Raw genomic sequence first — 1,223 nt, forward strand, 5'->3', positions numbered from 1 at the left:
TCACCTTGGCGACCGACATCAAGGTGTACTTCTGCGACCCTCAGAACCCGTGGCAGCGCGGAACCAACGAGAATACGAATGGCCTGCTGAGGCAGTACCTTCCCAAGGGCATCGATGTCTCGACCTACTCACAAGCCAAGCTCAACGCGTTGGCGCGCAGGTTGAACGAGCGACCCAGGAAGACTCTCGACTTCCAAACACCGGCTGAGATGTTCAGTCAGATCGTTGCATCGATCGGTTGAATCTGCAACTGTTTGCTGTCCTTCGAATTTGGCTGCCGAACGACGGCGGTCGCCGAAACCCGACCTTGGCCCTTTTTCTTGACGAACGGCCGGTCTACTTTGGAACTTGACCTCGCCGACGTCGTTGAGGACGTTCGAGTTCGACGCCAGCCTCGGATCGCGGGCGGCAATGGACGACCAGCGCGACATCGGGCGTGAACGGCTGCTTCTGCATGTCGCCAACCAACGCTCCGGGCCCGAAGCGGAAGTACGCAGCGCTGAATTCGACGCCCTAAACCTGACCTTCGGAAACGCGCTACAGCTGCCCCGTTATCGGCTCGACCCTGGGTAACGAGTTCACGTAGGATGCGATCGACGTCGGATGCGAGTTCGTCCGCGCGCGGCGTGGGCTGAATCGAACGCCCATAGCGCAGTTCGTTTGATCTCGCCAGCAGGGCTGCGCGAGCAGATTAGCCGGACGCGGATTTCTCGTGCCGGTCCGCTGCACCGATCCCTCCATAGCGACGGGCAGGTCCGCCTCGACAATCGAGCCCTCAGTTCCGCGGGAATCGATCGCCTATTGCGTCACCGCGTCGGCCGGCGGCGGGGAGCCGGCCGTCGAAATGATGACTGCGCGGCCGTCCGGCGAGGTGTAGATGGTGCTGGAGTCGGTGCCCTCGCTTGACTTACCGCTGGGTGAGATTGCGGTTGACCTGTTTTCGGTCTCAGAATCTCCCGAGCTCCCCAATCGCGCCCGATCGAGAGCGAGGCCAGTTTCGCGYACGCACGCATCGCGCTGTGGGTAGGGCATCGTGCCATCGTTGCAGCGAGCGACACCGCAGGAGCCGCGGAAACGTTGCGCGCCGCCGCAAGCGCAATGTCGCACCGGGCATCGTCTATCGCATGGAGTACTTGCTGCGCATCGAGGCCGAAGGCCCAACTACCTGCGCGTCTCGCTGGGCGCCAGCTCTGGCCCGTTCGCGACCCGGGACTACCTCGCGT

At 62.7% G+C, this 1,223-nt stretch carries 2 protein-coding genes; both read left to right on the forward strand.

Features of this window, described 5'->3' with window-relative positions; translation table 11 throughout:
• On the forward strand, nucleotides 1–242 hold a 242-nt coding region (locus AC1D2K_RS34910; protein ID WP_478095027.1), incomplete at its 5' end, for an IS30 family transposase.
• 106 nt (nucleotides 243–348) lie between these two features.
• Entirely contained in the window at nucleotides 349–573 is a 225-nt protein-coding gene (locus AC1D2K_RS34915) for a hypothetical protein (protein WP_478095029.1), read from the forward strand.
• Nucleotides 574–1,223 lie beyond the last annotated feature (650 nt).

Source organism: Variovorax sp. P1_H12_2, assembly GCF_056405335.1.